Below are 6,681 nucleotides of genomic sequence, written 5' to 3'. Positions count from 1 at the left end.
CCAGACCTGGAGGGCCGACTGGGGCCGAGTTAGTCGGGTTCGTCGACTAACTCCAGACCTGGAGGGCCGACTGGGGCCGAGTTAGTCGGGTTCGTCGACTAACTCCAGACCTGGAGGGCCGACTGGGGCCGAGTTAGTCGGGTTCGTCGACTAACTCCAGACCCGGAGGGCCGACTGGGGCCGAGTTAGTCGGGTTCGTCGACTAACTCCAGACCTGGAGGGCCGACTGGGGCCGAGTTAGTCGGGTTCGTCGACTTCCAGAGGACTGCATGCTCCTTTCTCCACTGTAAGTCGATTTTTTCGACTTCCAGAGGACTGCATGCTCCTTTCTCCACTGTAAGTCGATTTTTTCGACTTAGGGAGGACTGCAGACTCCTTTTCCCCACTGTAAGTCGATTTTTTCGACTTACGGAGGACTGCAGACTCCTTTTCCCCACTGTTAGTCGATTTTTTCGACTTACGGAGAACTGCAGACTCCTTCTCCCCACTGTAAGTCGATTTTTTCGACTTATGGAGGACTGCAGACTCCTTTTCCCCACTGTAAGTCGATTTTTTCGACTTAGGGAGGACTGCAGGTTAAGAATGAATGTTATCCTCTCCAAAGACGAATACATCAAAACAAAAAAGACGCCACTTCGGCGTCTTTACCCACATCATTCTGCATTCTCAGCCCTTCGGTTTCACAAACAAAGCCGCTAAAAACGAGAATATAATCGCGGCCGAAACACCTGCACTGGTTACTTTAAAAATACCAGTAATGATCCCGATGTAGCCCTCCTTATGGAGCTCCTCCAACGCGCCGTGTACAAGGGCGTTTCCGAAGCTCGTGATGGGCACTGTTGCACCCGCGCCAGCAAAAGCAATCAACGGTTCATATAAATTGCATCCATCGGCAATCGCACCAAGAACTACAAGCGTGCTCATCGTGTGGGCTGGCGTTAATTTGCCAACGTCCATCATGAGCTGTCCAAGGACACAAATGGCCCCTCCAACAACAAAAGCCCAAAAAAAGCTCATACGTACAACCCTCCAGACTCTATGGAAACCGCATGTGCGATACAAGGAATACTTTCGCCTTGCTGGAAAGAAAGCGGTGAAAGCAAGGCTCCCGTAGCTACGACGAGGATTCGCTTCAATTCCCCTTTGGCCATACGCTTCAGCAAGTGGCCGTAGGTCACCGTTGCTGAGCAGCCGCAGCCGCTGCCTCCTGCCTGAACGGTTTGCGTTTCACGATCAAAGATCATTAAACCGCAATCATCATAGGTTGTTTGCTCGATCGGGAACTGATGCTTGTGGAACAGCTCACGCGCAATGCTGATCCCCACCGCGGCAAGATCTCCCGTCACGATGAGATCGTAATAGGACGGGTCGCGATTCAACTCGCGGCAATGCGTTTGGATCGTATCGACGGCGGCTGGCGCCATCGCCGCGCCCATATTAAACGGATCGGTGATCCCCATATCCACGATCCGGCCGATCGTCGCGGCGGTGACGACAGGACCGTCACCGGTCTTCCCTAGCACGGCGACCCCTGCGCCGGTGACCGTGTACTGCGCCGTCGGCGGCTTCTGCGAGCCATATTCCGTTGGATAACGGAATTGCTTCTCCGCCGTACAGTTATGGCTGCAGGTGCCGGCCATGACATAGTTGGCAGCACCGGAATCGACTAGCTGAGCGGCTAGCGCGAGGCCTTCCATCGAGGTCGAACACGCGCCGAATATCCCAAGGTACGGGATATTGAGCGTACGCGCAGCGAATGTGTTGGAGATGATCTGATTCATCAGATCGCCACCAACATAGAACTGGATCTGGCCGTCGTTCAACCCGGCTTTCGCCAGCGCGCGATGCGCTGCTTCTTCGAGCAGCGCTTTTTCTGCTTTTTCCCACGTTTTCTGACCAAGTGTCAAATCACCATGAACGACATCAAAATCCTCATTGAGCGGTCCTTTTCCTTCATCCGGTCCCACTACAGTACCCGTCGACAGAATCACGGGTCGATTCTCAAACAGCCAGCTCTGGTGTCCCTTCAGCATCTCGTCAGCCCCCCGTCAAGATCAAATGTGCAATCCCTACAAAAAAGGCCGCCACTGTTCCGAAAACGATGACAGAACCCGCTAATTTAAACATGTTACCGCCTACGCCTAACACAAGCCCTTCCGCACGGTGCTCAATCGCTGCAGAACATAATGAATTCGCAAAGCCTGTTACGGGGACTGAGGTTCCGCCTCCTGCCCACTGCGCGATTTTGTCGTAAATCCCAAAGCTGGTCAAAATAACCGAAATGATAATCATCACGGCAACCGTCGGATTCCCCGCTGTTTTCTCCGTAAATCCAAAGCAGTTAATGAACAAATGCATAAAGCATTCACCGATTAGGCATATCGTCCCACCTGCTACAAAGGCTCTGAGGCAATTTTTAAGAACAGGTCTTTTCGGCTCTTGCTGTTTGGCTAATTTTTGGTATTCCTGCTGTGTCATGGTTAAGTTTTTCTTCTTGTTGTTAGGCATAACAGACTCCTATTCCCTCAAAACCTAAGCTCTGAGAATCGTATGTACCTGCTGGATAATTTGCGTTAACTGAATGGAACAGTTCTCATACATTTGCTTGGCTTCGGCATTTTGTGTCGTGAGTGAGTACAGTTCTAGGTCTGCTTCACATTTCTTTAAACACGCAAGCACCATTGGACGTTCGGCATTTATAGGCACTTGCAACATGTCATTATAAAGATCAACCATTAATTCCCCGTTGGTATCTACCTGACCAAGAAACACATTTTCCTTAGCAACACCCAGCTTGTCCAGCTCCGCTTGCAGCCACCCTCTGCTTTTGCCAGCAGCAGCTAAGGGCTCATTCTGAATGACGCCATCCATCATGACAGCTTGGGTTGGCTTTTCATTGGGCAACTTCATGCCCAAATGCTTAGGCGTTAAAGGTAAGTTCTCACTTTTCAGCAAAATACTCAGGTCACCGCTTGATTCAAGCATGGCGAACTCTACATCAGCCACCCGAAATACGCCTTTTGTACGCAGCTGTTCAAGCAATTCATCGCCTGTGTAGCGTTCTTTTCGCAAATTCCCCTCGAGGATCTTGCCATCCTGAATGAGTACTCTGCCGTTCCCTTCAAACCAACCGCGAAGTGTCTTGCTCTTTAGCGTGAATATTTCCAACACCAATGGCACGAGAACCCAGACCAGAATCGCAATGACACCATGAACGTAATTCGCCTCAACATCGGTCGATATATTCCCAGCCAGATCCCCTAGCGTAATTCCGATCACATATTCAAAAAAAGTGAGTTGAGATATTTGTTTTTTACCTAAAATCCGCGTTAATACAAAGAGAAACATCAAGGTACCTAGTGCTCGAATCGCAATAAGTATCCAGTCTGGCACTTCATTCCCCCTCCTGCCATCTCCAGCTTGCAATACCTACATTATGTGCCATTTGAACCCTAACTATTATTGCTCTTAATTGGATGTATTTGTTAACATGATTCATCGGAACACGGGCATATTAACAACCGCAATTGTGCGTTGAAATTTGAGAGGAGTGTTTACACATTGACAGTAGCAGCACAAGTTAAAACGACCCTAGCATCCTTAAAAAGCGCCCAGGCCAGTCTTGAAACCTTTGCCCTTAGCACACAGAATCAAGAGGCCAAGCAATTATACGAGTCAGCCGCTCAATCTGCGCAGCAGATTGTTGACCAAGTCGCCTCACGCGTACAGCAATTAGAAAATGAAGAGCCACAATACAAAGGTTTCTAAAATACAAAACAGCCGCTGCGCGGGATCGCTGGCGGCTGTTTTTCACCTATTTTTATAAAAACAAACTTATAAACAACAATAACAAAACAAAAAGTATGAGAATAAGGATTGCCAGCTTTTCCTTTGGCATGAGAGCCGCCCCTCGTTTCATTAAAATTCCTATGGATGTGTTCATCTCATTATTCTAATGGCTGTCCTGATGCCTTCCGCACTTCATTAGCCAGTCGATTGAATTCCTTCCTTGCCTCGGGATCTGAGGTTGCGAAATAGGCAGCGGATAGAAATGCAATGATTTTGTTCGCATCTTCCACACTGATCATCGGGAAATGCCTCCTTTTAAGATGGATTTTTATTTGCCAGTCCAGTAATCAAAGGTTAGCGACCTATTTTTGAACAAGGAGTAGGGAATGTAGCAGTAGCCTGCGTCCCCCCATGCTGTTCCCCATGAATTCCGGGCAATTATGACACCCTGTCCCTTTTCCTTTCCGTCCTTGTAACCGACAGCAAGCAATGCATGCCCGCCCAGTAGAGCTTCCTTTTTCCGATTGGGATAAGGAATTTTCCCTGTTTTCGATGCTACCTTACTTTCAAATGAATCATAGATCCATATGCCAAATGTAACAGGAAATCCATCAGCTAGCGCTGCCTTAATGCCCGCCAGATCATGAATCCGATGATAGCCCTCTATCCGATAATATCTGGCAAGAGCTTCCGCCTCATGATTCGGTGTCGTGCGAAAATTTGCAACCTTATAGGGCCACACTTGTTCTGGACAGACACCTGTCTTCTGCAGCACCTTAAACCCATCGCGTATGGTAGCACCAGCATCCTGGTTTACCGTATTCTCCAGCTCGCGTTCATGCCAATAGTGGAAAAGACGCGATAACCGCGTTGTATTATCGTCTTCCGATCGCAGCCAATACTCGCGCAACCCGCTTACAATCGCATTCGAGGTACATGAACCTAATGACCCTTGGTTAACAACAGGAGAAAGCTTACTGCGTAAATCAACTTGCTTCGGCAATTGGGATTCCCGAATATAATTGACACTCCTGTATGAGAAATCACGAAAATCGCGAGGGTCCTGCTTGACTGTATATTTCCGCATTGCTGTACCTCCCAAGAAGCCTAATTGCTGAGTACTCCAGTGTATTCACCTATAGGCAGGAGCGTGCAAAAAGAGCCCGACTTCAACAAGGAAGTCTGGGCACTTTGAATTATACATTTATTCCGTTACTGAAACCGTTACAGGCGACCATTCGGCAATAATCGTCTGTCCATGCAGGGAAGCACTTCCTTGCGGCGTCAAGTCTTTCTCCGTCATCATGCCTAGTGCAACCGTGAAACGATTGAATTTGATCGGCACATTTTTCTCACGGCGAACTTCCTCACCATTCACATAGAAAATGACTTCATCATTTCCGCGGTGGTACGTAATTTTGTACGTATTAAATTCGCGCGGCTGGAAATTCGTTTCCTCTTTGAAAATACAGAAGAAGCGCGTTTTGTCCGTCTCAGGCACCTGAACACCCGGGAATGGAAGCACAGCGTAAACACTCGCATATTTATCATTACCCGCGAAGAAATCGAGTGCTGCTCCTGTTGTAAAATCAAGCAAATTCAACGATACGAAACCATCATACAAATCATTGGCCGCGGTGTTCTGTGTACGTGCACGGATTTGCAACTCGAATGAAATTTCGCCTTCTTCCGGCACCTCAACTTCTTTGGCGGAATAATACATATGCTTGGCGTTATCTAAAAATTGAACATAATCATTTTTGCGGCTTAGCGTAGCTCGTGCATAGAGAATGCCATTGCGAACAATAATTGTCGCATTCGGTTCTCTGAACTCCCAGAAAGAACCGTCTGGCATCGGGAAGCCACCTATTTTCCAAACTTCGCCTTCGGACAGGATCGTGTGAAAATCACCAATTGTAAATTGCTTGCTCATCGTATATGACCTCGCTTTGTCTGTGAATTTTAGGATTGCAGGATAGCTTGTACAACCAAGGCCAACATCATTATCAAGCCGGATCTAATTGTTGCTTTTAAAGAGGCACCCATTAAAGGCAGATACGCCGGGGACGGATTCTCTGACTTCAGACTACGATAGACCCGATAAAATGGAACGGCTGTTACTAACGCAAGTAGCGCATAATAAGGGAACACGCCACTGATCACGCAGATAATCAAAGATACGTACGATAATACAAATAAAAATTTGGAGAAGACCAACGCTCGCTTTTCGCCCCAAACGACAACCAGTGTTCGCTTACCAGCGCTTTGATCCGCTTGCCAATGAAGGAAATGATGATTAAACAAAATCAACGTCGTCAATAACCCGATCGGTAAAGAAAGCAATAACGGACGGTAATCCACATGCATTGTTTGCACATAGTAGCTGCCTAGCGTAGGTAACACACCAAAAGACAGTAAAATCGCAATCTCGCTATATCCTTTTCCGCGGTAGCCAAATTTAATAGGCGGCGCGACATAGAAATACGCAATTAAACCACCCAAGCCTCCGAACACAAGTACGAGCCAACCACTGCTTACACTTAGAATAACGCCACAAATAAGGGCAACTGCAAATAATGACCATGTTAAAAAGCTAAACGTTTTTTCTGCAATGATGCCATTGGCTAGAAATCCTGAATTCGTTGATATCGTAGAAGCCGTCTCCTTGGCCGCTGTATCAATGCCATTACGGAAATCCCATAAGTCATTAATCATATTTGAGAATAGATGTGCTGCAATAGACCCAATAAAAGTCAGCACAAATAGCATTGGATGAAATGTATCGTTCCAAACAATGGCTCCCAATCCACCTAATAGGACGGGAATGATCATGACTGGAATAACCCGAAATCGTGAAGCCTTCAATAATAGTGATAGATTAAGGTTATTCAT

Annotated in this window: 9 protein-coding genes; 1 reads left to right on the top strand and 8 read right to left on the bottom strand. The window is 47.4% G+C overall.

Going from position 1 to position 6,681, the window contains the following annotated elements:
• Positions 1 to 666: 666 nt before the first annotated feature.
• The 4 genes from spoVAE to AC58UX_RS04930 are packed head-to-tail and all read right to left on the bottom strand — an operon-like array spanning position 667 to position 3,393.
• Positions 667 to 1,017: a stage V sporulation protein AE gene (gene spoVAE, locus AC58UX_RS04945; RefSeq protein ID WP_497249994.1), complete on the bottom strand. Its 351-nt coding sequence runs from the start codon at positions 1,015 to 1,017 to the stop codon at positions 667 to 669.
• Positions 1,014 to 2,033, bottom strand: a complete 1,020-nt coding sequence (spoVAD, locus tag AC58UX_RS04940; protein ID WP_497249992.1) for a stage V sporulation protein AD — start codon at positions 2,031 to 2,033, stop codon at positions 1,014 to 1,016. Before spoVAD ends, spoVAE begins: the two co-directional genes overlap by 4 nt.
• A 4-nt stretch (positions 2,034 to 2,037) precedes the next feature.
• On the bottom strand, positions 2,038 to 2,508 hold the full coding sequence (gene spoVAC / locus AC58UX_RS04935) for a stage V sporulation protein AC (protein WP_497249990.1): 471 nt from the start codon (positions 2,506 to 2,508) through the stop codon (positions 2,038 to 2,040).
• Positions 2,509 to 2,532: 24 nt separating this feature from the next.
• Positions 2,533 to 3,393, bottom strand: a complete 861-nt coding sequence (locus AC58UX_RS04930) for a DUF421 domain-containing protein (RefSeq protein WP_497249988.1) — start codon at positions 3,391 to 3,393, stop codon at positions 2,533 to 2,535.
• A gap of 168 nt (positions 3,394 to 3,561) precedes the next feature.
• On the opposite strand from AC58UX_RS04930, the gene AC58UX_RS04925 reads away from it, so the two are divergent.
• A complete protein-coding gene (locus AC58UX_RS04925; protein ID WP_497249986.1) occupies positions 3,562 to 3,768 on the top strand; it encodes a DUF1657 domain-containing protein in 207 nt (68 codons plus the stop codon).
• Between the two features lie 179 nt (positions 3,769 to 3,947).
• On the opposite strand, the gene AC58UX_RS04920 is transcribed toward AC58UX_RS04925, so the two are convergent.
• From AC58UX_RS04920 to AC58UX_RS04905, 4 genes are all read right to left on the bottom strand, one after another.
• A complete protein-coding gene (locus AC58UX_RS04920; protein WP_497249984.1) occupies positions 3,948 to 4,088 on the bottom strand; it encodes an N-acetylmuramoyl-L-alanine amidase in 141 nt (46 codons plus the stop codon).
• Between the two features lie 29 nt (positions 4,089 to 4,117).
• Positions 4,118 to 4,876, bottom strand: a complete 759-nt coding sequence (locus tag AC58UX_RS04915) for a C1 family peptidase (protein ID WP_497249982.1) — start codon at positions 4,874 to 4,876, stop codon at positions 4,118 to 4,120.
• Positions 4,877 to 4,993: 117 nt separating this feature from the next.
• Positions 4,994 to 5,722 carry a DUF6081 family protein gene (locus tag AC58UX_RS04910; RefSeq protein ID WP_497249980.1) on the bottom strand — a complete coding sequence of 243 codons (729 nt, stop codon included), beginning with the start codon at positions 5,720 to 5,722 and terminating at the stop codon, positions 4,994 to 4,996.
• A 29-nt stretch (positions 5,723 to 5,751) separates the two neighbouring features.
• Positions 5,752 to 6,681, bottom strand: coding sequence for a prenyltransferase (locus tag AC58UX_RS04905; RefSeq protein WP_497249978.1), 930 nt, complete (start codon positions 6,679 to 6,681; stop codon positions 5,752 to 5,754).

The organism is Paenibacillus sp. J22P90, assembly GCF_059692195.1.
The sequence above is the reverse complement of the archived record's forward strand: the minus strand, read 5'-3'. Positions and strand labels throughout refer to the sequence as shown.